The organism is Curtobacterium sp. MCPF17_046 (assembly GCF_003224295.1).
In the GTDB taxonomy this organism is placed as follows: Bacteria; Actinomycetota; Actinomycetes; order Actinomycetales; family Microbacteriaceae; genus Curtobacterium.
Genome location: NZ_QKLB01000005.1, coordinates 17,583 through 43,851, shown reverse-complemented (window position 1 = coordinate 43,851; position 26,269 = coordinate 17,583). Strand labels below are relative to the sequence as shown.

Below are 26,269 nucleotides of genomic sequence, written 5' to 3'. Positions count from 1 at the left end.
TACTCGGCCCTACTGGTCGATCTGCTTGCCGGCGATGTGCCCGGTGGTCTCGTACTCGGCGAGCTGCGCGATGCGGCGGGCGTGGCGCTCCTCGCCCGAGAACGGCTCGGCGATGAAGAGGTCGACGAAGCGGATCGCCTCTGCCTCGGTGTGCTGGCGCGCGCCGATCGAGATGACGTTCGCGTCGTTGTGCTGGCGGGCGAGCAGCGCGGTCGACTCGTTCCACACCAGGGCCGCGCGGATGCCCTCGACCTTGTTCGCGGCGATCTGCTCACCGTTGCCCGAACCACCGAAGACGACGCCGAGGGCCTGGACGCCCGCGCGCTGGTCCTGCACGACGGCGTGCGCGGCGTTGATGCAGAACGAGGGGTAGTCGTCGAGCGGCTCGTACTCGGTCGGTCCGTGGTCCACGACCTCGTGGCCGGCTTCGGTCAGGTGGACGCTGAGGGTCTTGGTGAACTCGAGGCCGGCGTGGTCCGTACCGAGGTGGATGCGCATGGACCGATCCTATTCCTGTGCCCACGCCGGACGGGACCTGTCCGGCGGACGGCGGACGGGCCTCCCGTCAGCGGTGCCGCACGACGACCACGACGTACCGGCACGGCTCGTCGCCGGGGTTCCGGTAGACGACGTCAGCGGGTTCGCCGAGCTCGATGCGGTCGCCGGCACCGAGGCGGCTGGTCGTGTCACCGGCCTGGAGTTCGAGCGTCCCCTCTACGACCCAGATGCAGTGCCGGAGGAAGGCGTAGGCGCTGGCGGGGTACGCGACCTCGCGTCCACCCGGAAGGCGCACCTCGGTCACGTCGGCCGGGAAGTCGGCGCTCGACAGCGGGCGGCGGCGGTACCCGGTCTCCGGGTCGGTCCAGGAGTCCGCGGACGCGGCGCGCTGGACCCCGCGGGCCTCGTCCGGGTCGCTGGAGCGCGGGACCTCGTGCTCGAGGGCCTCGTCGAGGAGTTGCGAGACCGTCAGGCCGAACGCTCCGGACAGGCGGCCGAGGATCGTCGCGGTGGGACTGGAGACGCCCCGCTCGACGCGGTTGATCATCGCGCGGGAAACGCCGGACTCGTCGGCGAGTTCGGTCAGGCTCCACCGGCGCTCGGTGCGGAGGCGCTGCAGCCGTTCCCCGAGGCGGCGCTGGTCGGCGTCGTCGGGGTCCTCGGAGGTCACGACGCCCGGGAGTGCGCCGGCGCCCTCCTGCTCGTCTACGATGTGAGACATGGCGACAGCATATGCGACGGACGCGGTCACGATCCGCGACTGCACCCCCGCCGACCTCGATGTCGTGCACGGTCTCCACGTCGACGCCGTCCTGCACTCCACCGCGATCTGGCAGGAGGAGCCGCACCCCCGAGCGTGGTTCGACACCTGGCTCGCCGAACGCCAGGGCGACGGCTGGCCGGTCGTCGTCGCCGAGGTCGACGGCGTCGTCGCCGGGTACGCCTCGTACTCGCAGTGGCGGCCGCACCAGGGCTACCGCCACACCGTCGAGCACAGCGTCTACGTCGTCGAGGGATTCCGCGGCCGGGGCGTGGCGTCGACGCTCATGCGCGCCCTGGTGGCCCGCGCGACGGCTGAGGGCCGACACGTCATGATCGCCGGCATCTGCAGCACGAACGCCGGGTCGATCGCCCTGCACGAGCGGCTCGGGTTCGAGACCGTGGCCGTCGTGCCCGAGGTCGGCCGGAAGGCCGGCCGCTGGCTCGACCTGACCCTGATGCGGTTGCCGCTGGCCTGAGCGGGCGATGCCCGCAGGGGGACGACGGACGGGAGGCGCGGTGCGGACCCGCACCGCGCCTCCCGTCGGGTCGTCGGGCCGGGCGGTCAGTCCTCGACGGTGTCGAAGACCGGGCCGGTCGTGCGGGAGCGCTTGAGCTCGAAGAAGCCCGGGTAGCGGGCTGCGGCGACGACACCGTCCCAGAGGTCGAGCGCCTCCTGCCCCTTCGGCGCCGGGGAGATGACCGGCCCGAAGAACGCGACGCCGTCGACGGCGATGACGGGCGTGCCGACGTCCTGGCCGACGCGCTCGATGCCGTTCCGGTGGCTCTGACGCATCGCGGTGTCGGTCTCGTCCGTCCAGGCCGCGTCGGCGAGGTCGGCGTCGAGGTCGAGCTGCTCGAGCACGGCCGGCACGACCTGCGCGGCGTCCTTCTGCTGGCGGTGGTGGATCTGCTCGCCGAGCGCGTCGTAGAGCGGCTTGACGACCTCCTGGCCGTGCCGGGTCTTCGCGGCGGTCACCAGGCGCGCGTACACCTGGTTCCGCTCGAGGGCCTCGCGGTACTCGGCGGGCATGTCCTCCTTGTGCTCGTTGAGGACGAACAGGCTCATCACGTTCCAGGTGACGTCGAGGTCGCGGTGCCGCTCGACCTCCCCCACCCAGCGGCTCGTCATCCATGCCCAGGGGCAGGTCGGGTCGAACCAGAACTCCACAGCAGTCCGGGTCGCAGGGGTCGTCTCCACAGTCGTGTCGGTCACGGATCGCAGCGTACGCCCGCTCGCTAGGCTGGTCCCGAGCCGTCCCACCGGTGCACGACGCCGGCCGGGACCCCGACACGCGGACATCGATCGTCCGCGTCCGCAGCGAAGATGGAGCGTCCGTGCCCGGAGAGAACCTCACCCGAATCGAAGCCCAGGAACGCGCCGGCATCGTCAGCGTGCAGACGTACGACGTCGAGCTCGACCTGACCCGCGGAGCCGAGACCTTCGGCAGCACCACCCGCGTGCGCTTCAGTGCCACGCCCGGCGCCAGCACGTTCATCGACGCCATCACGAAGACCGTGCACTCGGTCACATTGAACGGCACCGCGCTCGACGTCGACGCGGTGAACGACGGCGTCCGCATCCAGCTCGCCGACCTGCAGGAGCAGAACGAACTCGTCGTCGTCGCCGACGCGCTGTACACGAACACCGGAGAAGGCCTGCACCGCTTCGTCGACCCGGTCGACGACGAGGTCTACCTGTACTCGCAGTTCGAGGTGCCGGACAGCCGCCGGATGTTCGCCGTGTTCGAGCAGCCGGACCTCAAGGCCGAGTTCTCCTTCACCGTGACCGCGCCGGCGCGCTGGCAGGTCGTGTCGAACGCCCCGACGCCGGAGCCGCACGTCGACGGCGACCACGCCACGTGGACCTTCCCGCCCACCGCGCGCATCTCGAGCTACATCACCGCGCTCATCGCCGGCCCGTACGAGGTCGTCCGCAGCGAGCTCACCAGCCGCGACGGTCGGACCATCCCGCTCGGCGTCTTCGCGCGCAGGTCGCTGGCCGAGTACCTCGACCCGGACTACGTCTTCGAGACGACCCGGAAGGGCTTCGCGTACTTCGAGGAGAAGTTCGACTTCGCCTACCCGTTCGAGAAGTACGACCAGCTCTTCGTGCCGGAGTTCAACGCCGGCGCGATGGAGAACGCGGGCGCGGTCACCTTCACCGAGACCTACGTCTTCCGCTCGAAGGTCACCGACGCCATCAAGGAGCGCCGGGTCGTCACGATCCTGCACGAGCTCGCGCACATGTGGTTCGGCGACCTCGTCACGATGAAGTGGTGGAACGACCTCTGGCTGAACGAGTCGTTCGCCGAGTGGGCCTCCACCATCGCGACCGCTGAGGCCACCGAGTGGACCGGCGCATGGACGACGTTCCAGGCGATGGAGAAGTCCTGGGCCTACCGCCAGGACCAGCTCCCCTCGACGCACCCGATCGTCGCGACGATCAACGACCTCGAGGACGTCCAGGTCAACTTCGACGGCATCACCTACGCGAAGGGCGGTTCGGTCCTCAAGCAGCTCGTCGCGTGGGTCGGCATCGACGCGTTCTTCGCGGGCGTCGCGGCGTACTTCCGGAAGCACCATCACTCCAACACCGAGCTGAAGGACCTGCTCGTCGAGCTCGAGGCCACCAGCGGCCGCGACCTGTCCGAGTGGTCGCAGCTCTGGCTGGAGACGGCGGGCGTGAACACCCTGCGCCCGGAGATCGAGACCGACGCCGAGGGCGTCATCACCTCGTTCGCCGTCCTGCAGGAGGCGCCGTCGGACCACCCGACGCTGCGACCGCACCGCCTGGCCATCGGCGTGTACGCCTTCACGAACGACCCGTCGGCCCCCTTCGGCGCGGACACGGCCTCGTCCGGCGGCAAGCTCGACCGCGTCCACCGCGTCGAGATCGACGTCGACGGCGCCCGCACCGAGGTCCCCGAGCTGGTCGGCGTGCACCGCGGCGACCTCGTGCTCCTCAACGACGACGACCTGGCGTACGCCAAGATCCGCCTCGACGAGCAGTCGCGGCGCACGGCGATCGAGCACCTGGCGTCGATCGCGGACCCGCTCGCCCGGTCGATCGTCTGGGGTTCCGTCTGGGACGCCACGCGTGACGCCGAGTCCCCCGCCAGCGACTACGTCACCCTCGTGCTCGGCAACATCGCGACCGAGACCGAGTCGACGACGATCCGCACCACGCTGTCGCAGCTGCTCTTGGCGGCGCGCAACTACGTCGCACCGTCGAAGTCGGACGCCACCGTGCGCACCGTCGGCGACACGCTGTGGCAGCTGGCCTCGTCGGCCGAGTCCGGATCGGACGCGCAGTTCCAGTTCGTGAAGTTCTTCGCGCAGATCCCGTCGACGCCCGAGCACGTGGCGACGCTGCAGGGACTGCGTGACGGATCGGTCACACTGCAGGGGCTCGTCGTGGACACGGACCTGCGCTGGGAGCTGCTCGAGGGCCTCGTCCTCGCGGGTGCCGCGGGCAACGACGAGATCGACGCCGAGCTCGCCGCCGACCGGACCGCCTCGGGCGAGCAGGCCGCGGCCCGCGCTCGCGGGACGATCCCCACCGCCGAGGGCAAGCTCGCGGCGTTCTCGTCGCTCGTCGACACGGACGACGCGCCGAACGCCATCGTGCGGCAGACGACCGTCGGGTTCCAGCACGTGAACTCCCCGGTCGTGCTCGAGGGTCTCGTGCAGCGCTACTTCGAGGTCATCACGCGGATCTGGGACGAGCGCAGCTACCACATCGCCGACACGATCGTGACGGGCCTGTACCCGGCACCGCTGGCGTCGACGGAACTGCGTGACGCTGCCCGGGCCTGGCTCGACGCGCACCCGGAGACCCCGGCACTGCGTCGGATCGTCAGCGAGAACCTCGCGGGCACCGAGCGTGCGCTCCGCGTCCAGGCGGCCGACGCCTGATCCCGATGGGAGCAGTGGCGAGGCTCCGGCGTTCCTCCAGGGGCGTCGGAGCCTCGCCGTTTAGCATCGTCCGGACATGACCTCGGCAGCAGACACCACCGACGACGTCTCGAAGTGGGCGTCGAACACGTTCACCCAGTTCGTCGACACCTGGCACGTCCCGATCACGATCCTGATCGTCCTGCTCGCGGCGGTCATCATCCGCCTCGTGCTCCGCCGGACCATCAAGCAGGTCGTCGACCGCATCGTCAACGGCGTCAAGAAGCGGCAGGGCGCTGCGGACACCCAGGCCCTGGTGGCCTCCCCGTTGCAGACCGCCCGCGTCGTGCAGCGCACCCGGACGCTCGGCAGCGTGCTCGAGAACCTCGCGACGGTCGTGGTCGCCGTGATCGCCTTCGCCATCATCATCTCGACCGTGTTCCCGACCGCGGCGGTCGGCATCGTCGGTGGCGCTTCCGTGGTCGCCGCCGGCCTCGCAGTGGGCGCGCAGAGCATCGTCCGCGACATCCTGTCCGGCATCTTCATGATCCTCGAGGACCAGGCCGGCGTCGGTGACGTCGTCGACACCGGCCAGGCCACCGGGGTCGTGGAGTCCGTCGGGCTCCGGGTCATGCAGATCCGCGACGTGAACGGCATCCTCTGGTTCGTGCCGAACGGACAGATCCTCCGCGTCGGCAACCTGTCCCAGGGCTGGTCCCGTGTCCTCGTCGACATCACCGTGCCGTACGACACCGACATCGACGCCGTGCAGGACGCCCTGCTGCACGCCGCGGTCACCATGTCCCAGGAGGCCCGCTGGCGGCAGCGCATCGTCGAGAAACCGGAGATCTGGGGCCTGCAGTCGATCACCGACACCGGCATGGTGTTCCGCCTGGTCGTGAAGACCCGCGCGTCGGAGCTCGACGTCGTCGGACGGGAACTCCGCGTGCGGCTCAAGCGCGGCGTGGACGAACTCGGGGTCACCCTGCCGGCGATGGCCATGATCATGCCGGAGGGGTGGGAGAACGCCACGTCGGTGAACGGCCTCCGTCCCGTCCGCACCGCGCCGGTGCCCACCCCCGCGCCGCGGGCCCGCCGCGGCCGGATGAACATCCTGGGCCGGGCGATCCGGACCGGCGACGACAATGACCCTGAGGACACCCCATGACCGGACCCGCCATCCCCCTCGGTCCCCCCACGGGTGAGCCGGCCCCGGGCGTCCCCGCGCAGCCCGTCACGCTCCGTGTCGGACTCGGCGGGGCTGCGGCGAGCGGTTCCCTGTTCGACCGCATCGGCGGCGCCCCGACCTTCGACCGCCTGGTCCGCCGCTTCTACGAGGGCGTGCAGCAGGACGAGGTGATCTGGCCGATGTACCCGGCAGACGACCTCGACGGTGCGGTCTGGCGGCTCTCGCAGTTCCTCCAGCAGTACTGGGGCGGCCCGTCGACCTACAGCGAGCAGCGCGGCCATCCCCGGCTCCGGATGCGGCACCACCCGTTCCGCATCACCCCCGAGGCGCGCGAGCACTGGCTCCAGCACATGCAGGACGCGGTCGAGTCACTCGACCTCGCGCCCCTCGACGAGGCCGAACTGTGGGCGTACCTCGACCGCGCGGCACACGCGATGACGAACGCGTTCGACTGACGGGAGCGGCGGCCGCCGACGCGGCGGAACGACGGACGGGAGGCCCGTGGCGACCCCGCCACGGGCCTCCCGTCCGTCCGTCAAGAACTGAGCGTCCAGGCCCGCCGCTTCACGAGCACGTGCCCCCGGGAGGTCGTCAGCCGGCTCCACGGCCCCGTCTCGAACAGCCGGACCGGTTCGGTCCCGAGGAAGCCGAGGCTCTCGGCGGCGAAGCCCGCGCCGGCCGGCAGGTGCTCGACGTCCGGGATCGGCCGACCCCAGACCTCAGAACGGACGCGGCGGACGATGGACTCCCCCGAGCTCGTCGGCACGGAGGCGGCGACCTCGTCGATCCCCTGGCGCGCAGCACGGTGCAGCAGTTCCGCCGACACGTCGGGCAGGGGCACCCAGCCGCCGCGGGGCGGGGAGATCGCAGCCCAGGTCACGGTGTGCACCTCGAGCGGCAGCTCGACCTCGATCGGGGTCGCTCGGGTCGGGTCGGCTGCGTCGGCGTGCTCCACGTCGTTCGCTTCCGCGAGCAGACGCAGGCGCTCCTGGAACGAGCGGAGCGGCACCACGACGTCGATGTGCTCCGGCTGGGTGAGGGCGAACGTGCGCAGACCGAGCACGGTGGGCAGTTCGTCGAGCAGCCCGAGCGGGTAGAGGATCGCCGTGTAGACGGCCAGGACACCGGAGTCGGCGATGAGCCGGACGGACCCGTCCTCGATCCGAGCGGCTCGTCCGAGGTAGGTGCGGAGGTCACCGAGCGAGGCGGCGTCGGGAAGGGTGAACGAGCTGCTCATGTCACCGTCGATCCTAGCCGCGACCGTCCTGACGCTCCCTGGTCCGGCCCTCAGCGAGCTCTGAGCCCACTCTTGGCACTCTTCGGGTTCGAGTGCTAGGACGGATGGCAGTTGAGTCACGGCGACTCAACCGCGAAGCACTCAGTGAAGGAGTTGATTCAGATGGCCATGACCTTCGATCCGTTCCGCGAGCTGGACCGTCTCGCCGGATCCCTCCTCAGCGGAGCAGCAGCCGGGCCCCGCTCGATGCCGATGGACCTCTACCGCGCCGGCGACCACTACGTGATGGACGTCGACCTGCCCGGAGTCGATCCGGGATCGGTCGACATCGACGTCGACGGATCGGTCCTCACCATCCGGGCCGAGCGCACCCTCGGGGCTCCCGACGGCGCGCAGTGGCTCACGCGGGAACGCCAGCCCGGCTCGTTCGTCCGTCAGCTCACCCTCGGCGACGGCCTCGACGTCGAGCGGATCGCCGCGCACTACGACAACGGCGTGCTGAGCGTCACGATCCCCGTGCAGGAGTCGTCGAAGCCCCGGAAGATCGCCGTCAGCACGAGCGGTGCCGACACCGGTTCCGCGGCCGGCGCGCAGCCGCTCGCGGTCGGTCAGGGTGGCTCCGGCAGCTGAGCCCACGCACCCCGAGGGCGACGGGCCGACCCGCAGCGGGTCGGCCCGTCGCTCCGCCTCCCGATGGCACAGCCGTCGTTCCCACCCGTCTCGTCCCGTCTCGTTTCCTCCTGTCCCGCCCATGCCACACCTCGTCAACGCACTGCTCTCGGTCCTCGTCGTCACCGGGCTGCTGGCCGGCCCGAGCCTCCGTCCTCGTCTCGCCCTGTTCCTGGGCGGAACGGGTTCGGTCGTCGCCAACCACCTCGTCTGGCTCGTCGCACCCGACCTCTGGTCCCGTGCGCTCACCCCGTGGGTGGCCAGCGTGGGTGGAGCCCTCGTCGCGGTGGCGGCGTGGAGTCTGCTCCGGACGTCCCCGACGGCGGCGGGGCTCGTCGACCCGCAGGTGGCGGTCTCCGCGGACGTCGCGGACGACGCCACCGAGCAGGAGGACCCGGCCCCGTCGGGCGTCGGCGCCCACGGTGCCGCGATGGGTGCGCCCGCGTCCTCCCCGGCCACACCGGGACCCGTTCGTAGACTGGCGGCGTGATCCGCGAACCCGACTTCCTCACGACCCTGCGACTCGAGGACACCGGAGCGAGCACCCGGGAGACGATCCTGACCGGTGCCAGCCACTGGTCCCCCGGAGGACGGGTCTTCGGCGGCCAGGTGCTGGCGCAGTGCATCGTCGCGGCGCAGGCCACCATCGAGGGCCGGGACATCCACTCCGTCCACGGCTACTTCCTGCGCCCCGGTGCGATCGACGTCCCGATCACCTTCGGTGTGGAGCGCATCCACGACGGCCGCTCGTTCGCGACCCGACGGGCGCAGGCGTACCAGAACGGTCTCCCGATCTTCTCGATGATCGCGTCCTTCCAGGTGCCGGACGCCGGAGCGGAGCACCAGGACCCGTTCCCGGTGGACGTCCCCGACCCGGAGTCGCTCCCGTCGGCGGCGTCGGTGCTGGGCGCGGTCGACCACCCCACGGCGCAGGCCTGGGCGGAGCGGTCGATCGACCTGCGGCACGTCGACGGTCCGGTCTACTTTGACGTGCAGGGCGCCCGCGTCGCGCACCAGGCGGTCTGGTTCCGGGTCGAGGGCGACCTACCCGACGACCCCGCTCTGCACCGCGCGGTCCTGGCCTACGCGAGCGACCTGTCCCTCCTCGAACCGATCATGCGTCGGCACGGCGTCGCGTGGGGCACCCCGGGCGTGAAGCTCGCGAGCCTCGACCACGCGATGTGGTGGCACCGCGACGGCCGGGCGGACGACTGGGTCCTCTACGCGCAGGAGTCGCCGAGCGCCCAGGGCGGTCGGGGGCTGGCGCTCGGTCGCATGTTCTCCCGCGACGGCCGGCTGCTGGCGACCGTCGCGCAGGAGGGCATGATGCGCCTCCCCGTCGCGTGAGACAGGCCCCGCTCGACGAGCGGGGCCTGTTCTGGTGCGGCGGAGCGGTCAGCGCCGGACCGGGGTCACGGCCGGGAGAACTGCACGGCCGGCTCGATGTACGGCTGGCACGCCGCCCGCTCGGCTTCGGTGAGCCGTCGCGGTCGGTTGGTCGTCGCGTCCACGAGGACGAGCGCCGTGGTGGCGCGCGTGTACAGCTCCGCCGGCTCGTGTCCGACGGGCGACCAGACCTCGTACGAGATGTCCAGGCTGGCCCCGCCGATCCGCCCGATCCACAGCTGGATGTCGAGCGGCCGACGGAAGTACGGCGTGGACGCGAGGTACTCGAGCCGCTGCGCCGCGATGACCGTCATCGTCCCGGAGCCCGGGCGCCCGTCGATCACGGGTTCCGGCGCGGACCCCGACTCGTCGACCTCGTCGGGGTCCGGCGCCCAGAACGCCAGCACGCGCGCTTCCTCGAGCAGCCGGAGCATCGCCGAGTTGTTGACGTGCCCGTAGGCATCGATGTCGCTCCAGCGGATGCGGACCGGCGCGTGCAGTCTCGCCACGGGGACTAGTCCCGCGTGAGCTTGCGGTACGTCGCGCGGCCGGGCTTCGCGGCGTCGGCCCCGAGGCGCTCGACCTTGTTCTCCTCGTAGGCCTCGAAGTTGCCCTCGAACCAGTACCAGATCGGCGTGCCGTCCTCGTTCAGGCCCTCCCACGCGAGGATGTGCGTCGCGATGCGGTCGAGGAACCACCGGTCGTGCGTGATGACCACGGCACAACCGGGGTACTCGAGGAGGGCGTTCTCGAGGCTGCCGAGGGTCTCGACGTCCAGGTCGTTCGTGGGCTCGTCGAGGAGCAGCAGGTTGCCGCCCTGCTTGAGCGTCAGCGCGAGGTTCAGACGGTTGCGCTCACCGCCGGACAGGATGCCCGCACGCTTCTGCTGGTCCGGGCCCTTGAACCCGAACTGCGACACGTAGGCGCGCGACGGGATCTCGGTCTTGCCGACCTGGATGTAGTCGAGGCCGTCGGACACGACCTCCCACAGGTTCTTGTTCGGGTCGATGCCACCGCGGCTCTGGTCGACGTAGGAGATGTCGACCGTCTCGCCGATCTTGAGCTGGCCGCCGTCGAGGGGCTCGAGCCCGACGATCGTCTTGAACAGCGTGGTCTTGCCGACGCCGTTCGGGCCGATGACCCCGACGATGCCGTTCCGCGGCAGCGTGAACGACAGGTCGCCGATGATGACGCGCTCACCGAACTGCTTGTGGAGGTGCTCGGCGTCGATGACCTGGGACCCGAGGCGCGGACCGACGGGGATCACGATCTCCTCGAAGTCGAGCTTGCGCGTGCGCTCGGCCTCGTTGACCATCTCCTCGTAGCGGGCCAGACGCGCCTTGGACTTCGCCTGGCGGCCCTTCGCGTTGCTGCGGACCCAGTCGAGCTCGGACGACAGGCGCTTGGCGAGCTTGGCGTCCTTCTTGCCCTGGACCTCGAGTCGGGCGCGCTTCTTCTCGAGGTAGGTCGAGTAGTTGCCCTCGTACGGGTAGAGCCGGCCGCGGTCGACCTCGGCGATCCACTGCGCGACGTGGTCGAGGAAGTACCGGTCGTGGGTCACGGCGAGGACCGCACCGTGGTACTGCTGCAGGTGCTGCTCGAGCCACTGCACGCTCTCGGCGTCGAGGTGGTTGGTGGGCTCGTCGAGCAGGAGCAGGTCGGGCTTCTGGAGCAGGAGCTTGCAGAGCGCGACACGGCGCTTCTCACCACCGGACAGGTGCGTGACGAGCTCGTCCCCCGGGGGGCACTGGAGCGCGGCCATCGCCTGCTCGAGCTGCGAGTCGAGGTCCCACGCGTCCGCCGCGTCGATCTCCTCCTGCAGCGTCCCCATCTCGGCGAGGAGCGCGTCGAAGTCCGCGTCGGGCTCGGCCATCGCGGCCGAGATCTCGTTGAAGCGCGCGAGCTTGCCGTGGATCTCCCCGACACCCTCCTGCACGTTCTCGAGCACCGTCTTGGTCTCGTCGAGTTCGGGCTCCTGCATGAGGATGCCGACGGTGAAGCCCGGGGTCAGCTTCGCCTCGCCGTTGGACGGCTGGTCGAGCCCCGCCATGATCTTCAGGATCGTCGACTTGCCCGCACCGTTCGGTCCGACGACGCCGATCTTGGCGCCGGGGAGGAACGACATCGTGACGTCGTCGAGGATCAGCTTGTCGCCGACCGCCTTGCGGGCGCGGACCATCTGGTAGATGTACTCAGCCATATCGGAGCGAGTCTACCGATCCGACGCGGCCAGCGCTGCCCCGCTCGCGGTGTCGTCGCGGTCGGTGTCGTCGCGGTCGGTGGTGCCCAGGACGCCGTGGCGACGGTCGCGGCGTCATCCGGGCTCCTGCCCCGGGAACAGCTCGTCGGGAGACACGGGGCCGTCGCCGCGCGCCACGGTGTCGTGCACGCCGACCTCTCCCGCGTCGTACGACGCGTCCTCGAGGGGTCCGGCGAGCACGTCGTCACCGTGGTCGCCGTGTCCGCGCACGTGCTCGACGGACTCGGTCGCGTGCGCGACCGGGCCGTCGTCGTGCAGGTCCGCGTCGGGGTCGTCCGGGCCGACCTCGCCCGTCCGGGGGTCGACGTCCGGGCCCGGTGCGGTGGTGGTCTGCACATCGCCGACGTGGCGCGGGACGCGGATCCAGTTGCTGATGCCCCAGGCGAGGTCGTGGCCGAGCGCGTCGGCGTCGATCTCGACGGAGGTGCCGCCCCGCCCGTCGCGCTCCCAGTTCCGGATCCGGACGCGTCCGGTGACGACGATGCGGTCGCCCTTCTTCACGGACTTGTGCACGTTGGCCGCGAGCGACCGGAACGCCGTGACCGTGTACCAGTTCGTGGGGCCGTTGACCCAGCTGGACGTCCTGCGGTCCCAGCGGCGCGACGGCGAGGCGAGACGCATGCTCGTGATGGCGACACCCGTCTCGGTGACGAGGTGTCGGGGTTCGGTGGCGATGATGCCGCAGACCGTGATCGTGTCGTTCATGCACCGATCGTCGATCGGGGGGCCGCTCCGACCGTGGCGCGTCGTCGAACTGTGGACGCGAGGCCCGGATCACGGTCCCTGTGGAGGGAAGGTGATCCGGGCCTCCCGGTCGGGAGCCGCGTCAGCGGCCCCTCGGTCAGTGCGCGTGGAACTCGGGCCGGTCCGCGAGCGGACCCATCGCCTTGTGGACCGCGCCCTTGGCCGACTGGAGCGACGGGTACGTCCCGCCCGGACCGCGTCGTCCGTAGAGCTCGACCCGGAACCCGTCCGCCGCGCGGTGGATCGTGCCCACCGCACCGGCCGGACCGACGGCCACCCAGGTCTCCGTCGTCGTGTCCGGCATCGTGTCGTTCGTCATCGTCCGACCACCTCCTCGTGGCCCCGGCGCCCCTCCGTCAGGACGCCAGGATGTACTGACCGTACGCCTTGCGCACCTTGTTCACCTTGGGCAGCGCGACGGCGAGGCAGTAGCCCTGACCCGGGTTCTTCGCGAAGAAGTCCTGGTGGTACTCCTCGGCGCGGTGGAACGCCCCGAGCGGCTCGAGCGTCGTGACGACCTCGCCGTCCCACATGTCGGACGCGCGTTCGATCGCCCGCTCGAACAGCGCACGCTGCTCGTCGTCCGCCGGGAACATCGCGGAGCGGTACTGCGTGCCGACGTCGGCTCCCTGACGGTTCAGCTGCCGCGGGTCGTGGAGGGTGAAGAAGACGTCGAGGACGACGTCCGCCGGGAGGACCGACTCGTCGAAGGTGACGGCGACCGCCTCGGCGTGGCCGGTGGTGCCGGTGCACACCTGCTCGTAGGTCGGGTGCGGGTCGCTGCCGCCGGTGTACCCGGACACGACGTCCTGCACGCCCTGGAGCGTGCGGTAGACGGCGTCGAGACACCAGAAGCAACCACCGGCGAGGACGAACGTGGTCATGGGGACCTACCTTCCTGGCTCCGGAGAGCGCGGTACTGGACTGTCCTCCACAACACGGCGGCGCTCGGCGGTGTTCCCCACCCTGTTCCGGCGCCTCCGGCGTGTCGGTGGTCGGTCGTACGGTCGTCCTAGATCACACGACCAGGAGGCCCACATGCAGTCCACGACGGACGCCCGGCTCAGCATCCACTCGCCCCGCCCGACGGCGCGGTCGCGAGGCGACCTCCGCATCCTCGACGTCCGTGACGACCTGAGCCGCGTCACGCGGGCGAACGGGGAGATCGTGGGCTACGTCGACCGCGTCGACGTGGCCGGTGGCACCGCCTACCGCGCACGTCGCTACGTGGCTGCCGAGCGACGGTTCGTCGAGCTCCCGAACGTGTGGAACGCCGAGGACGCGGTCGACACCCTCCGCTGGTGACGGTCGCGCACGGCGGCACGGGGTGGAGCGGATGTCCGCCCCGTCCGCCTGTCGTCCCCGGGACCTGACCGATCCGGAAGTACGGTACGCGCATGCAGTGGTGGAACGACCTGATCGACTGGACCTCGTCCGACACGGGCTGGCGCGTGCTGTCGGGGGCGGTCATCCCCTTCGTCGCGATCATCGTGGCGGGCGTCATCGCGGCGCTGATCGGCCGCGGAGCCGCCAAGCGCGTCGTGGCCCACCAGGAGCGCGAGGCGAGGAACGCTGCCGTCGCCGGCCTCGTCTCGGCGGCGCGGAAGGCAGCCAGCTGGGGGTCGCTCGGTCACGACGAGCGCGCCTACGCGGACCACCTGGCCGAGGACGCCGACATCCGCCTGCGCTTGCTCCCGATCGCCGGAGCACCGGTCGCCGCGGACTGGGCGAAGCACGAGATCGCCGACATCAAGAAGAACTCCTCGACCTTCACCTCCCACGCGGACAACGCCCTCGCCGAGTTCCGCGACCGGATGCTCGAGTGGCAGGCCCGCCCCAACCGGACGCGCAAGCTCTTCAAGAGCGACCTGGAGCGGTGGAAGTTCGACACACCCGACCCGGACGCCGACCTCATCAAGCGGCAGCAGGAGTGGAACGCGGACAAGGTCGACTCCTCCCGGGCTCCCGAGCCGGCACCCACGCCGACGACGACGTCCCTCCGCCCGGCACAGCCCAGCGTGACCCCGTCGGCCCCCGCCGCCTCCGCCCCGGCGAACGGCCAGGACGCGACCGTGCCGATCTCGGACAACGTCACCCGGCCCTACTCCGACGGCGAGACGACCCCGATCCGCCCGTCGCTCGGCTCCCCCGCGTTCCGGGCCGCCACCCCGGCACCGGCCGCCACGACGCCCGGGTGGTCGGCTTCCCGCGATGCGGACAACGACGACGTGGTCGACGACGTCCGCATCGACGCCGCGGGCCGCCCCGGGTCCGCCGACCGATCCCCCGTCCTGCGGGACGAGCAGCGGAACGAGCAGCCCACACGGAACGACCTGCCCGCCGCTCGCGACGACCGCGCCCCGGCCGGCGATCGTGAGGACCAGGGTGCTGGTACCCAGGGCGACATTGCCGACGCCGGGCCGGGGGCGTCGTACGCGAACCCGGTCAGTGCGAGCGAACTGCGTCGACGCGCGGACACCGACGAGGACTGACCCGTGACAGCATGACGGAGGCCGCCACCCGGACGGGGTGGCGGCCTTCGTCGTCGGTGCCCCCGGCAGGAATCGAACCCGCGGCACGGTGGGTAGAAACCACCTGCTCTATCCACTGAGCTACGGAGGCGGACGCCGACGATCTTATTCGGTGCCGGCCAGCAGGCGGTGGACGAACCGCTCGACGTCCCGCTGTGAGCGCAGCCGCACGACGCGGAGGTGTGGAGTCGAGTCGGCGAGCGCCGCCACCCGCTTGCGGGTCTCGTTCCGGGTCGCGATCCCCCACCGGAGGATGTGCTCGCGCCGGGTGACGACCGTCCACAACGGCGGCTCGACATTCCCGTTCCACAGCTCGATGCGCCGGAGCCGTCGTCGGACGGTCCTCCGGAGCAGTCGCCAGAACGCCACCGGCTTCGGGAGGTCCAGCCACACCAGGGTGTCCGCTCGGTCGACGAGGAGCGCCCGCACCGACCGGTACTGCCACTCGGTGATCCATACCGGTGCGGCCGTGAACGCGTCGACGTCCTGCGCGAAGGTCGGCCGGACCGTCCACCCGGGCCCGTGGTACAGCGCGTCGATCTCGGTGTGTGGAGCACCGACGGCCTGCGCGATGCGTCGGGCGGTGGTGGTCTTGCCGACGCCTGCGGTCCCCGCCACGAGGACGCGTCGAGGCGGCGGGTCGAGGACGTCGTCGGCACCGAGCATCCCTCGACCATAGACGAGGTGTCGAGCCCGGCCCCGGCGATCTGCGGTGCCGGCCCCGACGTGGTGTCGCGCCGTGGCGATGTCGATCGGGACACCCGTCCGCGCGGTGAGAGGGCTCCGCCGGCCGGCACTCCGGGCGCTGCGGCGCCCGGTGGAGCCGGTCGTCACCGGGGTGCGGCCGGTGTCAGTCGAGCGCCTTCGCCACCGCGACGAGGAACTGGTCGCGGGTCGGGACGCCCGCTGACCGGAAGACCTCGGTGCCGTCGTCCCGTCGGACGACGACGGTGGGCGTGGAGCGGATGCCGAGCTCCTCGACGACGTCGGGCTCGGCGGCGGCGTCCCGTTCGGTGACGGCGAGCCCCGGCACGAGTCGGGCGGCGTCGCCGACCACGCGTCGGGCGGCGGCGCACGGCGCGCAGAACGCGGACGTCCAGAGATCGACCTGCATGACGTCCTCCAACGTGTGACGGCTCCGGTGCACTCCCGATCGACCGGTCGGACCGGGACCGGGACCGGCGGGCGGCGGGCGGACCGCGTCCGGCCCCGGCAGCACGCAGCCCCGGCCGTCGCGGACGACCGGGGCTGCTGATGACCGCTACTCGCGGTCGAACTCGCCGCTGCGGTCGCCGCGGTCCTGCAGGTCGTCGACCGGGTCCGACTCGTCGGGCGCGAAGGTGTAGTCGACCGAGATCTGGTCGAGCACCTGGCGCGAGCCCGTGGACTTGTAGGTGAAGGCGGTCTGGAGGCCCTCGACGTCCGCGAACACCGTCACCTCGTCGTCCAGCGCGTCGCTCGTGGCCGTGCGGGTGTCCGTGGTCCCGTCGAACGGGCCCCCGTGGAAGATGGCGGTGAACTCGTCGCCCTCGTGGATCGTGATGTCGCTCATGCATCCCTTCTACCAGCGCCGGAGGTGGCACGGTCCAGCACCCGCGCGGTTGCCAGATCCATAGCCCTGCTATACAGTTTCACGGTGAAACCAAATCGGGACGAGACGCTCGAGACGCTCCTCGTCTCGGTCAACCGGCTCATCCGGTCGGCACTCCAGGCCACGGGGCACACCACGTCCACCGCCGTCTGGCGGACGCTCGGCATCCTCGAGACCGAGGAAGCCCTCCGGCTCGGCGAACTGGCCACGGCGTCGCGGGTGTCCCAGCCGACCATGACCCGCCTGGTCGCCGGCATGACCGCCGATGGGCTGATCGCCCGGACCGTCGACCCCGACGACTCCCGCGGGCAGCTCATCCAGATCACCGACGCCGGCCGCGAGCGACTCGTCGCCTGGCGAGCCGCCCTCACCAGCACCGTCGGCCCCCTCTTCGAGGACCTGGGCGACGACGACTGGGACGTCCTGCACCACGCATCGGCCCTCATCGCAGCGAGGGCCAGAACGGAGACCACCGCGTGAACGCGCACGCTCCCGCCGGGCAGTCCGGCTCGATCCTCAAGCAGTCCTCGGCGGTGTGGGCCATCGCCTTCGCGTGCGTCGTCGCCTTCATGGGCATCGGCCTCGTCGACCCGATCCTCCCCGCGATCGCCGAGTCCCTGCACGCCACCCCCGCGCAGACCGAGCTGCTCTTCACGAGCTACCTCGCCGTGACCGGCGTCGCGATGTTCTTCACCAGCTGGGTGTCGAGCCGGATCGGGGCGAAGAAGACCCTGATGACCGGGCTCGCCCTCATCGTGCTCTTCTCGGTGCTCGCCGCCGTGTCGAACGACGTCTGGACGATCATCGGCTTCCGCGCCGGATGGGGCCTCGGGAACGCCCTGTTCATCTCCACCGCGCTCGCCACGATCGTCGGCGCCGCCGCCGGTGGCACCGCCTCCGCGATCATCCTGTACGAGGCCGCGCTCGGTCTCGGCATCGCGGTCGGCCCGCTCGTCGGCGGCCTGCTCGGGTCGGTCAGCTGGCGCGGACCGTTCTTCGGCGTGACCACGCTGATGGCCGTCGCGTTCATCGCCATCCTCGTGCTGCTGAAGCCCGGGATGCTCGAGAAGCCGACCCCGACGAAGCTCTCCGCCCCGTTCCGGGCCCTCGGCCGCCCCGCACTCGCAGCCCTCGCCGCGACCGCGCTGTTCTACAACATCGGCTTCTTCGTGCTCCTCGCCTACACGCCGTTCCCCCTCGGGTTCGGGGCGCTCGGCATCGGGTTCACGTTCTTCGGCTGGGGTGTCGGGCTCGCGATCACCTCGGTGTGGGTCGCCCCGATGCTCACCGCGCGCATGCGCCGCACGAGCGTCCTCAAGCTCGCGCTGCCGCTGCTCGCGCTCGACCTGTTCGCCGCGGCCGTCCTCGTGCGGTCGCAGGCCGGGCTCATCGTCTGCGTCGTGATCGGCGGGCTCGTCCTCGGCGTCCTCAACACCGTCCTGACGGAGTGCGTCATGGAGGCGACCGACCTGCCCCGCTCCGTCGCGTCCAGCGCCTACTCCGCCGTCCGCTTCATCGGCGGCGCGATCGCACCGCCCGTCGCGACGCTGCTCGCCGACGCGTACTCGCCGAGTGCCGCCTACGTCTTCGCCGGTGTGTCCGTGGCGATCGCGTTCCTGGTCGTCGTGCTCACCACGAAGGTGCTGCGCCGCGTGGACGACGGGGCCGAGCCCGAGCGCGTCGAAGCCGAGGCGATCTCGGCCGGCGAGATGGCCTAGTCCCGGGGCGTCGGAGCACGGAAGTAGGATCGGGGCATGTCTGCAGGGAATGACCGTCTCGTCTGGATCGACTGTGAGATGACGGGACTCGACGTCGCCGTCGACGAGCTCGTCGAGGTCGCGGTCGTCGTCACGGACTTCGACCTCAACCCGGTGCACCCCGGGTTCGACATCGTGATCAAGCCGGACCAGTCGGCCTTGGACAACATGAACGAGTTCGTGACGAACATGCACACGACCTCCGGCCTGATCGAGGAGATCCCGAACGGGGTGTCCCTGGCCGACGCCGAGTACCAGGTGCTCGAGTACATCCTCGCCCACGTCCCGGCCGAGGGCACCGCGCCCCTGGCCGGCAACACGATCGGCACCGACCGCGCGTTCCTGGCGAAGTACATGCCCCGCATCGACAGCCACCTGCACTACCGGAGCGTGGACGTGTCGAGCATCAAGGAGCTCTGCCGTCGCTGGTTCCCGCGCGTGTACTTCAACTCCCCGGCGAAGCACGGCGGGCACCGTGCCCTCGCGGACATCCTCGAGTCGATCCGCGAGCTCGAGTACTACCGCCGTGCCGGCTTCACACCGGAGCCCGGGCCGGCGAGCGACGACGTCAAGGCCATCGCGGCCGAGGTCGTGGCGAAGTGGGAGCCCCGCTTGGCCCCGCAGCCGAGCCCGGCACCCGCCGAGTAGCGATCGTGGTCCGGGCAGGCGCTCGGATGTACTACAATCGAGTGGTTGCTCCGGCTCGCCGGACCGACACATGGTGGGTATAGCTCAGCTGGTAGAGCGCCTGGTTGTGGTCCAGGAGGTCGCGGGTTCAAGCCCCGTTACTCACCCCAACAGCGCACACGCTCCGTCGAGCGGAACGCGTCACGAAGGCCCCCGTCCGGTGGACGGGGGCCTTCTGCACGTCTCCCGGTCCCGAGGGGTCGAAGGACCGGGCGACCAGCTCTCCCCCGGCCTCGTGTGTCACGATCGCTCCCGTGATGGAGATGTCGCCCGAGGACTTCGAGCAGCTCGTGACCGACGAGCTCGACCAGCTGCCGGACGAGATGGTCGACGGCCTGGACAACGTCGTGTTCGTCGTCGAGGACGAACCCGAGGACGGCTCCGACCTGTTCGGCGTGTACGACGGCGTCGCGGCGACCGAGCGCGGGCAGTACGGCTTCGGCGAGCTGCCTGACCGGATCGTCGTCTTCCGGAAGCAGCACCTGGCGGAGTGCGACACGCTCGACGAGCTCAAGGACGAGGTGCACACCACGCTCGTGCACGAGATCGGCCACTTCCACGGCATCGACGACGAGCGGCTGCACGAGCTCGGTTGGGCGTAGGTCCCGGAGGCCCGGGAGACCGCCCGCGTGGCCGCGGCCCCACGGCCCCGCGGACATGCGCACCCGCGGTCAGGTCCGCAGCACCACGTCCGCGAGCGCTGCCGGCTGCTCCGTCCGGATGAACGCGTCCTCCTGGTCTGCCCACCGCGCCCACTCGCGTTCGAACGTGGCGCCGTCCCGACCGATCGCCCGGTCCCACCGCACGGCGTCGTCGGCCTCGAGCCACAGCCGCACGGTGGCCAGCGGAGCGGATGCGCGGGAGAGCGCCCCGCACCCCTCGATGACGAGTGGCGCATCGGGGTCGACCGTGCGCCACGCGGCCGGTCGGTCCGCCTGCCAGTCCCACGAGCGGTACCCGGACGGCGCGCCGAGCACGTCCGTCACGACGGCGTCCGCGGCCGCGCGCAGACCGTCCCACCCGGGGTAGACGTCGTCGAGGTGCACCACCTGCGCTCGGAGTGCGACCGCGAGGGCGTTCCCGAGCGTGGTCTTGCCCGTTCCCGACCGCCCGTCGACGAGCACCACCACCCGCCCACGGCCGTCGGCACCGTCACCGTCCGGACCGAGGCCGTCCCCACCGGAACCGGGAGCACGACCGTCGCCCCCGTCGCCGCCTCCGACCAGACCACCGCCGACCCCGCCCGCCACCGCGACGCGGATGCGTGCCACCACGTCGGCGACGACCGCCGCGGGGTCGGTCGTGTGACCGGTCAGCTCGTCAGACACGCCACGTCCCCGCCGCCACCGCCACGGCGACCGCGACGGCGCCGATGCCGACGAGCACCCCGACCATCGCCCACTCCGGTCCGGCGAACCGGACGCTCCGCGCCCACGTCCGCCGTCCGGGCGCACCGAACCCGCGCGACTCCATCGCCACCGCGAGCGTCGTCGCCCGCCGGAGCGCCAGCACGAGCAGCGCGAACGCCATGGACGCTCCGCGCCGCAGCCGCCCGGTGTCGGCCACGCCCCGGGCCCGCCGTGCGTTGCCGAGCTGCCGCCAGTCGTCGCCGAGCAGGGTCGTCATCCGGATCGCCGCGAGCGCGCCGAGCACGAAGCGCGCGGGCAACCGGAGCAGCTGGGCGAGCCCGTCGGCCAGGTCGGTCGGGTCCACCCGCACGAACAGCGCGATCGCCGGCAGCCCCACCGCGAGCACGCGCAGCGCGGTCGCCAGTGCGAGGGTCAGCGATCCGTCGGTCACGTGCGCGAAGCCGACGTCGAACCATTCGCGCCCGGACGGCCGGCCGTACAGGGCGATGCTCACGGCTGTCAGTGGCACCGCTGCGAGCAGCGGTGCGGTCCGCAGCAGGAACGTCCGCGGCGGGATCCGCAGGAGCGGGAGCAGGACCACCTCGAGTCCGAGCGCGACCGCGGCGGACACGACGTCCAGGCTGAGCACGAGGCACAGGCCGAGCGCCAGGACGCCGAGCAGCGACGCCACCGGCTGCACACCGCGGATCCCGCGGGGCCGGACGGGAGGCTCGGCCCGCACGGGCGGTCCGGCCGCGGCCCCGGCGGTCGTCGCGCGGGTGCGCTCGCGGCCCGTGCTGCTGCGCTCGTCCGCCGAGCGGGTCGACGCGGTCGACGTGACCGCGTCGGTCCGGGCGGCCGATCCGGTGCCGGCCGATACGGTCGCGGCCGACGCGGCCGGCGCCACGTGCGGCGGTCCGTCGTGCTCGTCCGCCACCGCAGCGCGCACGCCGTCGGACCCGAGGACGACCTCCACCGCGTCGAGCGCCCGCACGAGGTCACGGTCGTGCGTCACGGCGACGACCGCGGTCCCGCCGTCCGCCAGTTCGCCGAGCCGGTCGACCACGGCCTGCCACGTCGCCCGGTCCTGCCCCGAGGTCGGTTCGTCGAGCACGAGCACGGGCGGCTCGGCGGCGATGACGGCCCCGATCGCGAGCCGGCGCTGCTCGCCACCGGACAGGGTGAACGGGTGCTGGTCGGCGAGGTGCGCCAGGTCGAAGTCGGCGAGCACCCGGTCGACCCGGGCGTCCACGTCCGACCGGCCGACGGCACGCGGACCGGCGGCGAGTTCCTCCCGGACGGTCCGCGCGATGAACTGGTGTTCGGGGTCCTGGAAGACGGTGCCGATCCGGGCGGCGAGCTCGCGGCTCGACCACGCCGACGGGTCCTCGGCCGCGTCGCCCCGCAGTGCCGCGGTTGCGTGCACGGAGCCCGCGGCGGGTCGGAGGAGCCCACCGAGGGTCAGTCCGAGCGCGGACTTGCCCACGCCGTTCGGTCCGGTGACCGCGATGACCTGCCCGGCACGCACGGAGAGGTCGATCCCGCTGCCGATGCGGGGTCCCCGGCCCCGCGCCGTGCCGAGGGCCGATGCGACGAGGCGATCCGTGCCTCCCTGCCGGTCCGCGGTGACGCTCTGGGCCGCACGGTGTCGTGCGGAGCCGGGTGCGGGTTCGCTGCCCGGCACCCAGACGCCGGCCGCGGTGAGCGCCGGTCCGTGTGCGGCGAGCACCTCGGCCGGGGGCCCGTCGGCCACCACGCCGCCGGCCGGTTCGAGCAGCACCAGGCGGTCGACCAGGTCGAGCCAGGTGCCGATCCGGTGTTCGACGACCAGGAGTGTGGCGCCGGTCTCGTCGAGCACGGCGCGGACGGCGTCGTGCACCTGCGCGACCCCGTCCGGGTCGAGGTTCGCGCACGGTTCGTCGAGCACGAGGGCACCCGGGCGCATCGCGAGCACCCCGGCGAGCGCCAACCGCTGCCGTTGCCCGCCCGACATCGCCGCGGTGGACCGGTCGAGCGGGAGGTCCAGCCCCACGACGTCGAGCGCAGCGCGGACCCGCGGCGAGATCTCCTCCGGCGGGACCCCGGTGTTCTCGCACCCGAAGGCCACGTCGTCGCCGATTCGGGACATCACGGTGTGCGCCTCGGGGTCCTGCATGACGAGCCCGACCCGCCCGCGGGCGCTGCCCGGTGCGACCCCGTCGACGAGCACTTCGCCCTGGACCGCGGCGGCGGTGTCGTCGTCCGGGTCGGGTTCGTCGGGCAGCACGGCCGCGACGGCCCGGAGCAGGGTGGACTTGCCGGCACCGGAGGGCCCGACGACCGCGACGCGTTCGCCGGGCTCGACGGTCAGGTCCACCCCGCGCACGGCCCACCGCTCACGGGACGCGTACCGCCACCCCCAGTCGCGGAAGGTGATCCGTGCCGCGGACGCCGTGGTGTCGGACAGGGGCCCGGCGACGGCGGACGGTGCGGACGTCACGCCGAGGCGCGAGCCGCACGCTTGGTGTGCTCGCGGCCCGCGGCGAACGACGAGAGCACGCCGGTGGCGGCGAGGGCGCGGACGATGAGCCACGAGCCGAGTCCGGCAATGACGGCACCGGAGATGACGGCGCAGATCACGTAGACGACCTTGAAGCCGGCGTCGAGCCCCGCGTACCAGAGCAACGAGTCGTTGACGCCGAGCGCGAGTCCCGCAGCGGCCCCGGCGAGGACGACGACCGGCAGCCGGTACACGCGGTACAGGAAGAGCGCGAGGACGAGCTCGGCGCCGAGGCCCTGCACGAGCCCGGCCTCGAGCGTGAGCCACCCCCACTGCGTGCCGAGCAGGGCCTCGACCGACGCCGCGACCATCTCGGCGTACAGAGCCGCGCCGGGCTTCCGCACGACGATCGCGACGATCGGACCGGCGAGCAGCCAGACGCCGCCGAAGAGCGACTGGGTGCCGGGGAGCACGAGCGCGCTGGCGGCGCTGATCGGCTCGTAGCCGAACTCCCACAGCTTGAAGACGACGCCGATCGCGACGGCGAGGACGCTCGCGACGACGATGTCCACGACCCGCCACCGCAGTGAGCGGGTGGGCGTGGTGGACGGGACAGCAGACTGCATGACAGCAGGCATGACCTGGACTCCTCCCTGCGCCGGCATGATCCGGATCAGGTTCGACGGTCGGAGCGCCGTTCGCTCCCTCTCAGCCCGGTGGACCCGGACTCCCGTGTGTGTCCCGCCAGTGTAGTGGCGATGTGGACGCGGGACGCGACCGCAGACGGACAGGAGGCACGGTGCGGGTCCGCACCGTGCCTCCCGGTCGTCGTCCGGTCAGTCCGTCACTTCTTCAGCGCACGGATGAGCTTCGCGAGCACCTTGCCCGTGACCCAGATGACCGGGATGCTCACGGTGAGGAGCGAGATGAGGTTCGGCTCGAACGCGAGGTCCTGGCCGGGACGGCGGACGTACGCGCCGACGGGGAGCGAGACGGCCCCGCCGCCACCGCCACCGGCGCCGTCCTCGTCGGCGTCGGAGCCGCCGCCGAAGCCGTACCAGTTGACGGAGACGGGGATCAGCGTGCTGTCCCCGACGTCCACCGGGTCGCCGTAGTTCGAGGCGACGCCGACGGGCCGCACCTTGTCTGCGATCTGCGTGACGATGTTGGTCATGGCGGTGACGCTACTCCGCGGCCACTGGCTGTCCGGTCGTCCGTGACGAACTGTGGACGACCGGACAGCCGCGACGCATCATCCCTTGACCGCCCCGGCGGACATCCCGGACACCAGGTTGCGCTGGATGATCATGAAGAACACCACCACCGGCAGCGAGAAGAGCACCGAGGCCGCCATCTGCCCGGTGAAGTCGGTCCCGGTCGTCTGCGTCGTGAACGAGGCGAGCCACACCGGCAGCGTGTACTGCGCCTGGTCCTGCATGAACGTGTAGGCGACGATGTAGTCGTTCCACGCCGCGATGAAGGCGAACACGCTCGTCGCGATCATGCCCGGCATGACGAGGGGGAACAGGACCTTCGTGAGCACCTGCCAGGTACTCGCACCGTCGATGCGCGCCGCCTCCTCGATCTCCATCGGGATCGCGAGGAAGAACCCGCGCATCACCCAGATCGAGAACGGCAGCACCGAGGCGACGTAGGCGAGGATCAGGCCGACGTAGCTGCCGGTGAGCCCGGCCTGGTTGAAGATGAGGAACTGCGGGATGAGCAGCGCCGTCCCCGGGAGCATCTGGACGAGCAGGATCACCACCAGGATGGTCCGCCGTCCGCGGAAGCGGAAGCGCGAGAGTGCTGCGGACGCCAGGATCCCGACCGCGAGCGACAGGAGGACCGCGCCGGCGACCACGATGCTCGAGTTCTTGAGGTACACGAGGAAGTCGGCCCGGGTGAACGCGGTGACGAAGTTCGCGACGGTCGGGTGGGCGGGGACGAAGAGCGGCGTGCTCGTCAGCGCTTCGGTCCGCGGCTTGAAGGCGGTGTTCACCATCCAGTAGACGGGGAAGATCCACACCACGCAGAAGACCACGGCGATGGTGCTGCTCACCCACCGGACGGGACGGCGCCGACGGCGGATGCGCTTCGTCGCCGCGATGCCCTCCGGGGTGGGCACGGCTACGGGGACGTCGGCCTGGACGGGGACGCCCGTCGGCAGTGCGGTGGTCACAGCTCTTCTCCCGATCGGACGAGGTTCCGGATGTACAGGGCGCTGAGGACCATGAGGATCACCGCCGCGATCACGGCCACCGCGGACCCGGTACCGATGTCGTGCCCGACGAACGCGGTCACGTAGGTGAACACGCCGAGGGTGGAGGTCGCCCCGTCCGGGCCACCCTGGGAGACCAGCCAGATCTGGTTGAAGACGTTGAAGTCCCAGATGATCGACAGCATCGTCACGAGCAGGAGCGTCGGTCGGAGGTACTCGACGGTGACGACCCGGTAGACGGTCCACTCGGAGCCGCCGTCGAGCCGGACGGCCTCCTTCACCTCGAGCGGGATCTGCGTCTCGGCGGCGTACAGCGTCAGGGCGATGAACGGCACCGCCTGCCAGACGACGAGCATCCAGATGGACGTGTACGCGAGACCGGCGCTGTTGCCCCAGTCGGTGTCGGTCATGTCGCCGAAGACGTGCAGCTGGGTCAGCATCCAGTTGACGACGCCGTACCCCGGTTGGAACAGCCAGTTCCACACCAGCGAGGAGGCCACGTTCGGCATGCCCCACGCGCAGATGAGCACGATGGTCACGGCGTAGCGGAGGACGACGCCGAGCCGGGTCATCAGGTGCGAGACGCCGGCTCCGATCACGATGCTGCCGACGACCATCGCCACGGTGAACAGGACCGTCCGGACCAGGGAGGCCCAGAACGCGGGATCGGAGAGGATCTGCACGTACTGCGCCAGGCCCACGGCGTTGTAGGCCCCGGTGTAGAGCGTGCGCTGGTCGTAGTCGGTGAACGACGTGAAGACCAGGAAGACGATGGGGGCGATCGTCACGAAGACGAGCACGAGGCCCGCCGGGGTGAGCAGCCACAGGGGGGCGAACGACCGGGAGGGACGGCGGGGAGCGCCACCGGGGCGCTCGTCGGAGGAGCGGGTGGGACGGCCGGTGCGCTCCTGGCTCGGGCGGGTGGCTGAGACGGTCACGTCTGGCCTTTCCGTGAGGGGTGGCGGGGCGGGTGCTGCAAGGTCGTGCTGCGCACCCACCCCGTCCGGCTTCGGTCGAG

At 71.4% G+C, this 26,269-nt stretch carries 31 protein-coding genes, 2 tRNA genes and 1 riboswitch; of the genes, 14 read left to right on the top strand and 19 right to left on the bottom strand.

All coding sequences use genetic code 11. From position 1 onward, the window contains the following. Window positions 1-9: 9 nt before the first annotated feature. Both DEJ32_RS06245 and DEJ32_RS06240 read right to left on the bottom strand, forming a co-directional pair. Window positions 10-498 (bottom strand): ribose-5-phosphate isomerase, encoded by a 489-nt coding sequence (locus tag DEJ32_RS06245; protein WP_110823777.1) that lies wholly within the window; start codon window positions 496-498, stop codon window positions 10-12. Between the two features lie 67 nt (window positions 499-565). Further along, the gene (locus DEJ32_RS06240) at window positions 566-1,219 is read right to left on the bottom strand and encodes an XRE family transcriptional regulator (protein WP_110900660.1); all 654 of its coding nucleotides are present in this window, start codon (window positions 1,217-1,219) and stop codon (window positions 566-568) included. Here DEJ32_RS06240 and DEJ32_RS06235 point away from each other — a divergent pair. Beyond that, window positions 1,218-1,736, top strand: a complete 519-nt coding sequence (locus tag DEJ32_RS06235) for a GNAT family N-acetyltransferase (protein ID WP_110900659.1) — start codon at window positions 1,218-1,220, stop codon at window positions 1,734-1,736. The two genes, DEJ32_RS06240 and DEJ32_RS06235, sit on opposite strands and share 2 nt — an antisense overlap. Window positions 1,737-1,822: 86 nt before the next feature. On the opposite strand, the gene DEJ32_RS06230 is transcribed toward DEJ32_RS06235, so the two are convergent. Next, window positions 1,823-2,473, bottom strand: a complete 651-nt coding sequence (locus DEJ32_RS06230; RefSeq protein ID WP_284180705.1) for a DsbA family protein — start codon at window positions 2,471-2,473, stop codon at window positions 1,823-1,825. 122 nt (window positions 2,474-2,595) lie between these two features. On the opposite strand from DEJ32_RS06230, the gene pepN reads away from it, so the two are divergent. The 3 genes from pepN (at window position 2,596) to DEJ32_RS06215 (ending at window position 6,798) form a co-directional block, all read left to right on the top strand. Then, entirely contained in the window at window positions 2,596-5,175 is a 2,580-nt protein-coding gene (gene pepN, locus DEJ32_RS06225; RefSeq protein WP_110900657.1) for an aminopeptidase N, read from the top strand. Window positions 5,176-5,251: 76 nt separating this feature from the next. Then, on the top strand, window positions 5,252-6,322 hold the full coding sequence (locus DEJ32_RS06220) for a mechanosensitive ion channel family protein (protein WP_110823772.1): 1,071 nt from the start codon (window positions 5,252-5,254) through the stop codon (window positions 6,320-6,322). Further along, window positions 6,319-6,798: a globin gene (locus DEJ32_RS06215; protein WP_110823771.1), complete on the top strand. Its 480-nt coding sequence runs from the start codon at window positions 6,319-6,321 to the stop codon at window positions 6,796-6,798. Before DEJ32_RS06220 ends, DEJ32_RS06215 begins: the two co-directional genes overlap by 4 nt. A gap of 80 nt (window positions 6,799-6,878) precedes the next feature. On the opposite strand, the gene DEJ32_RS06210 is transcribed toward DEJ32_RS06215, so the two are convergent. Then, the gene (locus tag DEJ32_RS06210) at window positions 6,879-7,580 is read right to left on the bottom strand and encodes a hypothetical protein (RefSeq protein WP_110900656.1); all 702 of its coding nucleotides are present in this window, start codon (window positions 7,578-7,580) and stop codon (window positions 6,879-6,881) included. A 162-nt stretch (window positions 7,581-7,742) separates the two neighbouring features. On the opposite strand from DEJ32_RS06210, the gene DEJ32_RS06205 reads away from it, so the two are divergent. The 3 genes from DEJ32_RS06205 to DEJ32_RS06195 all read left to right on the top strand — a co-directional run bounded on the left by DEJ32_RS06205 (window position 7,743) and on the right by DEJ32_RS06195 (window position 9,596). Next, complete coding sequence (locus tag DEJ32_RS06205) at window positions 7,743-8,210, top strand: Hsp20/alpha crystallin family protein (RefSeq protein ID WP_110823769.1); 468 nt, start codon at window positions 7,743-7,745, stop codon at window positions 8,208-8,210. A 121-nt stretch (window positions 8,211-8,331) separates the two neighbouring features. Further along, window positions 8,332-8,739, top strand: a complete 408-nt coding sequence (locus DEJ32_RS06200; protein ID WP_110900655.1) for a hypothetical protein — start codon at window positions 8,332-8,334, stop codon at window positions 8,737-8,739. Then, entirely contained in the window at window positions 8,736-9,596 is an 861-nt protein-coding gene (locus tag DEJ32_RS06195; RefSeq protein WP_110890248.1) for an acyl-CoA thioesterase II, read from the top strand. Before DEJ32_RS06200 ends, DEJ32_RS06195 begins: the two co-directional genes overlap by 4 nt. A 65-nt stretch (window positions 9,597-9,661) precedes the next feature. Here DEJ32_RS06195 and DEJ32_RS06190 read toward each other — a convergent pair whose 3' ends face one another. The 5 genes from DEJ32_RS06190 to msrA form a co-directional block, all read right to left on the bottom strand. Continuing rightward, on the bottom strand, window positions 9,662-10,144 hold the full coding sequence (locus DEJ32_RS06190) for a thioesterase family protein (RefSeq protein ID WP_110890249.1): 483 nt from the start codon (window positions 10,142-10,144) through the stop codon (window positions 9,662-9,664). Window positions 10,145-10,149: 5 nt separating this feature from the next. After that, on the bottom strand, window positions 10,150-11,835 hold the full coding sequence (ettA, locus tag DEJ32_RS06185) for an energy-dependent translational throttle protein EttA (RefSeq protein WP_110823765.1): 1,686 nt from the start codon (window positions 11,833-11,835) through the stop codon (window positions 10,150-10,152). 114 nt (window positions 11,836-11,949) lie between these two features. Continuing rightward, window positions 11,950-12,600: a single-stranded DNA-binding protein gene (locus DEJ32_RS06180; RefSeq protein WP_110900654.1), complete on the bottom strand. Its 651-nt coding sequence runs from the start codon at window positions 12,598-12,600 to the stop codon at window positions 11,950-11,952. A 136-nt stretch (window positions 12,601-12,736) separates the two neighbouring features. Next, window positions 12,737-12,958, bottom strand: coding sequence for a methyltransferase (locus tag DEJ32_RS06175; protein WP_258365732.1), 222 nt, complete (start codon window positions 12,956-12,958; stop codon window positions 12,737-12,739). Window positions 12,959-12,995: 37 nt separating this feature from the next. Then, window positions 12,996-13,523, bottom strand: coding sequence for a peptide-methionine (S)-S-oxide reductase MsrA (gene msrA / locus DEJ32_RS06170; protein ID WP_110900653.1), 528 nt, complete (start codon window positions 13,521-13,523; stop codon window positions 12,996-12,998). Window positions 13,524-13,677: 154 nt separating this feature from the next. On the opposite strand from msrA, the gene DEJ32_RS06165 reads away from it, so the two are divergent. Next, a complete protein-coding gene (locus DEJ32_RS06165; protein ID WP_110823762.1) occupies window positions 13,678-13,944 on the top strand; it encodes a hypothetical protein in 267 nt (88 codons plus the stop codon). 92 nt (window positions 13,945-14,036) lie between these two features. After that, window positions 14,037-15,131, top strand: coding sequence for a hypothetical protein (locus tag DEJ32_RS06160; RefSeq protein ID WP_110900652.1), 1,095 nt, complete (start codon window positions 14,037-14,039; stop codon window positions 15,129-15,131). A gap of 57 nt (window positions 15,132-15,188) precedes the next feature. On the opposite strand, the gene DEJ32_RS06155 is transcribed toward DEJ32_RS06160, so the two are convergent. The 4 genes from DEJ32_RS06155 to DEJ32_RS16180 all read right to left on the bottom strand — a co-directional run bounded on the left by DEJ32_RS06155 (window position 15,189) and on the right by DEJ32_RS16180 (window position 16,722). Beyond that, window positions 15,189-15,261: transfer RNA gene (locus tag DEJ32_RS06155), tRNA-Arg, on the bottom strand. Between the two features lie 14 nt (window positions 15,262-15,275). Continuing rightward, a complete protein-coding gene (locus DEJ32_RS06150) occupies window positions 15,276-15,836 on the bottom strand; it encodes an AAA family ATPase (protein ID WP_110900651.1) in 561 nt (186 codons plus the stop codon). Between the two features lie 184 nt (window positions 15,837-16,020). Continuing rightward, complete coding sequence (locus DEJ32_RS06145) at window positions 16,021-16,284, bottom strand: thioredoxin family protein (RefSeq protein ID WP_110824008.1); 264 nt, start codon at window positions 16,282-16,284, stop codon at window positions 16,021-16,023. A 147-nt stretch (window positions 16,285-16,431) separates the two neighbouring features. Further along, window positions 16,432-16,722 carry a hypothetical protein gene (locus DEJ32_RS16180; RefSeq protein WP_110823756.1) on the bottom strand — a complete coding sequence of 97 codons (291 nt, stop codon included), beginning with the start codon at window positions 16,720-16,722 and terminating at the stop codon, window positions 16,432-16,434. 84 nt (window positions 16,723-16,806) lie between these two features. Between DEJ32_RS16180 and DEJ32_RS16175 the strand changes: the two genes are divergently transcribed. The 5 genes from DEJ32_RS16175 to DEJ32_RS06120 all read left to right on the top strand — a co-directional run bounded on the left by DEJ32_RS16175 (window position 16,807) and on the right by DEJ32_RS06120 (window position 19,807). Next, window positions 16,807-17,241: a MarR family winged helix-turn-helix transcriptional regulator gene (locus DEJ32_RS16175; RefSeq protein WP_181420597.1), complete on the top strand. Its 435-nt coding sequence runs from the start codon at window positions 16,807-16,809 to the stop codon at window positions 17,239-17,241. Beyond that, window positions 17,238-18,479 (top strand): MFS transporter, encoded by a 1,242-nt coding sequence (locus DEJ32_RS06135; RefSeq protein ID WP_110900649.1) that lies wholly within the window; start codon window positions 17,238-17,240, stop codon window positions 18,477-18,479. Before DEJ32_RS16175 ends, DEJ32_RS06135 begins: the two co-directional genes overlap by 4 nt. 36 nt (window positions 18,480-18,515) lie before the next feature. Next, window positions 18,516-19,166 (top strand): oligoribonuclease, encoded by a 651-nt coding sequence (orn, locus tag DEJ32_RS06130; protein WP_110900648.1) that lies wholly within the window; start codon window positions 18,516-18,518, stop codon window positions 19,164-19,166. Between the two features lie 73 nt (window positions 19,167-19,239). After that, a tRNA-His gene (locus tag DEJ32_RS06125) sits at window positions 19,240-19,315 on the top strand. A 147-nt stretch (window positions 19,316-19,462) separates the two neighbouring features. Continuing rightward, entirely contained in the window at window positions 19,463-19,807 is a 345-nt protein-coding gene (locus DEJ32_RS06120) for a metallopeptidase family protein (RefSeq protein WP_110823752.1), read from the top strand. 69 nt (window positions 19,808-19,876) lie between these two features. Here DEJ32_RS06120 and DEJ32_RS06115 read toward each other — a convergent pair whose 3' ends face one another. The 6 genes from DEJ32_RS06115 to DEJ32_RS06090 all read right to left on the bottom strand — a co-directional run bounded on the left by DEJ32_RS06115 (window position 19,877) and on the right by DEJ32_RS06090 (window position 26,189). Then, entirely contained in the window at window positions 19,877-20,533 is a 657-nt protein-coding gene (locus DEJ32_RS06115) for an ATP-binding protein (RefSeq protein WP_258368912.1), read from the bottom strand. After that, a complete protein-coding gene (locus DEJ32_RS06110; protein ID WP_181420596.1) occupies window positions 20,526-23,033 on the bottom strand; it encodes an ATP-binding cassette domain-containing protein in 2,508 nt (835 codons plus the stop codon). The genes DEJ32_RS06115 and DEJ32_RS06110 overlap by 8 nt, the downstream gene beginning before the upstream one ends. Further along, on the bottom strand, window positions 23,030-23,659 hold the full coding sequence (locus DEJ32_RS06105) for an ECF transporter S component (RefSeq protein ID WP_110824006.1): 630 nt from the start codon (window positions 23,657-23,659) through the stop codon (window positions 23,030-23,032). Before DEJ32_RS06105 ends, DEJ32_RS06110 begins: the two co-directional genes overlap by 4 nt. A gap of 6 nt (window positions 23,660-23,665) precedes the next feature. Then, window positions 23,666-23,777: riboswitch (TPP riboswitch) on the bottom strand. Between the two features lie 100 nt (window positions 23,778-23,877). Beyond that, window positions 23,878-24,207 carry a hypothetical protein gene (locus tag DEJ32_RS06100; RefSeq protein WP_110824005.1) on the bottom strand — a complete coding sequence of 110 codons (330 nt, stop codon included), beginning with the start codon at window positions 24,205-24,207 and terminating at the stop codon, window positions 23,878-23,880. 78 nt (window positions 24,208-24,285) lie between these two features. Further along, complete coding sequence (locus DEJ32_RS06095) at window positions 24,286-25,212, bottom strand: carbohydrate ABC transporter permease (protein WP_220032994.1); 927 nt, start codon at window positions 25,210-25,212, stop codon at window positions 24,286-24,288. Next, window positions 25,209-26,189 (bottom strand): carbohydrate ABC transporter permease, encoded by a 981-nt coding sequence (locus DEJ32_RS06090; RefSeq protein WP_110900646.1) that lies wholly within the window; start codon window positions 26,187-26,189, stop codon window positions 25,209-25,211. Before DEJ32_RS06090 ends, DEJ32_RS06095 begins: the two co-directional genes overlap by 4 nt. Window positions 26,190-26,269 lie beyond the last annotated feature (80 nt).